The organism is Manganibacter manganicus (genome assembly GCF_002075885.1).
GTDB lineage: Bacteria > Pseudomonadota > Alphaproteobacteria > Rhizobiales > Rhizobiaceae > Mesorhizobium > Mesorhizobium manganicum.
The window spans coordinates 1-2,500 of record NZ_MDET01000015.1; the positions used below are offsets into that span (position 1 = coordinate 1).

The 2,500-nt window shown below is 55.9% G+C and carries 1 tRNA gene and 2 rRNA genes (1 of these 3 cut by a window edge); all 3 read right to left on the bottom strand.

From position 1 onward, the window contains the following. Window positions 1-9 precede the first annotated feature (9 nt). Window positions 10-86 (bottom strand) — tRNA-Met (locus tag BFN67_RS11310). A 326-nt stretch (window positions 87-412) separates the two neighbouring features. Further along, window positions 413-527, bottom strand: a 5S ribosomal RNA gene (rrf, locus tag BFN67_RS11315). A gap of 172 nt (window positions 528-699) precedes the next feature. Next, window positions 700-2,500 (bottom strand): 23S ribosomal RNA (locus BFN67_RS11320) (it continues 1,115 nt past the right edge of the window).

Sequence of the window (2,500 nt, forward strand, 5' to 3'; positions counted from 1 at the left end):
GAAGAGATTTGGTTGCGGGGGTTGGATTTGAACCAACGACCTTCAGGTTATGAGCCTGACGAGCTACCGGGCTGCTCCACCCCGCGATAAGCCATTCGGCGATGCCGGGGCAGCCCGGTCTTTTTCCTGTTTGTCCCTTCTCGGAGCCCTGCGGCCCTGCGGCGGGACGGGGTGCTGCTCCACCCCGCGATAAGCTTTTGAGCGTCCGGGTTCAGCCCGGCTTTTTGTTTGTGCGCCTTCGAGATCTGCGACCGTTGCCGGCGAACGGGATGCTCCTGGTCCTGCATCCAATGGCAAAGACAAGCTTTGTTTCCGAAGGACAACTCCATCGACAGGAAGGCCGCATTCGGGCCTTGAGCCCCGTCTTGCGGGCCGCATCGTAAGGAGAAGATTTTCAATGTGCGTTTGGCAGACCTGGCAGCGACTTACTCTCCCGCGTCTTGAGACGAAGTACCATCAGCGCTGGAGCGTTTCACGGCCGAGTTCGGAATGGGATCGGGTGCAGCCGCTCCGCCATAACCACCAGGTCGGCAAAGCGCACATTGTTCGAGAAGCTGTTTTGTGCCTGGCGATGCAATTGCTTTCGGGCACCGCCCGCAAGCGCGACTGCGCGTCGCCGGTTATCCGGCGCCCTCGCGGAGCACAGGCCCGAAGGGCCGCTCATGCGTGAGCGCTGGTTGATGAACATTAGGAATGAGAACGATCAAGTCGATCGAGTTATTAGTACCGGTAAGCTTCAAGCGTTGCCGCTCTTCCACACCCGGCCTATCAACGTGGTCGTCTTCCACGACTCTCAGGGAATACTCGTTTCAAGGTGGGTTTCCCGCTTAGATGCCTTCAGCGGTTATCCCGTCCGGATATAGCTACCCTGCAATGCGGCTGGCGCCACAACAGGTCCACCAGAGATCCGTCCATCCCGGTCCTCTCGTACTAGGGACAGATCCTTTCAATATTCCTACACCCACGGCAGATAGGGACCGAACTGTCTCACGACGTTCTGAACCCAACTCACGTACCGCTTTAAATGGCGAACAGCCATACCCTTGGGACCTGCTCCAGCCCCAGGATGCGATGAGTCGACATCGAGGTGCCAAACAACCCCGTCGATATGGACTCTTGGGGGTCATCAGCCTGTTATCCCCGGCGTACCTTTTATCCGTTGAGCGATGGCCCTTCCACGCGGGACCACCGGATCACTATGACCGACTTTCGTCTCTGCTCGACTTGTCAGTCTCGCAGTCAGGCAGGCTTATGCCATTGCACTCAGCGAACGATTTCCGACCGTTCTGAGCCCACCATCGCGCGCCTCCGTTACTCTTTAGGAGGCGACCGCCCCAGTCAAACTACCCACCATACATTGTCCCGGACCCGGATAACGGGCCGCGGTTAGACATCCATAGAGATAAGGGTGGTATTTCAAGGGTGGCTCCACCAAGGCTGGCGCCCTGGCTTCAAAGCCTACCACCTATCCTACACATGCCACTACGAATGCCAATGTAAAGCTATAGTAAAGGTGCACGGGGTCTTTCCGTCTAACCGCAGGAACCCCGCATCTTCACGGGGAATTCAATTTCACTGAGTCTATGCTGGAGACAGCGGGGAAGTCGTTACGCCATTCGTGCAGGTCGGAACTTACCCGACAAGGAATTTCGCTACCTTAGGACCGTTATAGTTACGGCCGCCGTTTACTGGGGCTTCGATTCAGAGCTTGCACCCCTCCTCTTAACCTTCCAGCACCGGGCAGGCGTCAGACCCTATACGTCGCCTTGCGGCTTCGCAGAGCCCTGTGTTTTTGATAAACAGTCGCTACCCCCTGGTCTGTGCCACCCTCATCTGCTTGCGCAAAAAAGGGTCACGCTTCTTCCGAAGTTACGCGTGCAATTTGCCGAGTTCCTTCAGCATAGTTCTCTCAAGCGCCTTGGTATACTCTACCAGTCCACCAGTGTCGGTTTCGGGTACGGTCTATAAGTGGGAGCTGTTTCCTGGAACCACTTCGCTGCAAGATCAATCCAATAAGACCTCACAACACACATGATCCGTCACTACCCACAGGCCCACGAATATTAACGTGGTTCCCATCGTCTACGCGTTTCCGCCTCGACTTAGGGGCCGGCTAACCCTGCTCAGATTAACTTTAAGCAGGAACCCTTGGACTTTCGGCGGGGGAGTCTCTCACTCCCCTTACGTTACTCATGTCAGCATTCGCACTTCCGATACCTCCACCATCCCTCACGGGTATGGCTTCATCGGCTTACGGAACGCTCCGCTACCGCTCACGATTGCTCGTGAACCCTAAGCTTCGGTGTATGGCTTGAGCCCCGTTACATTTTCGGCGCAAAGACCCTTATTTAGACCAGTGAGCTGTTACGCTTTCTTTAAATGATGGCTGCTTCTAAGCCAACATCCTGGTTGTTTTGGGATCCTCACATCCTTTCCCACTTAGCCATAACTTGGGGACCTTAGCTGTAGGTCAGGGTTGTTTCCCTTTCCACGACGGACG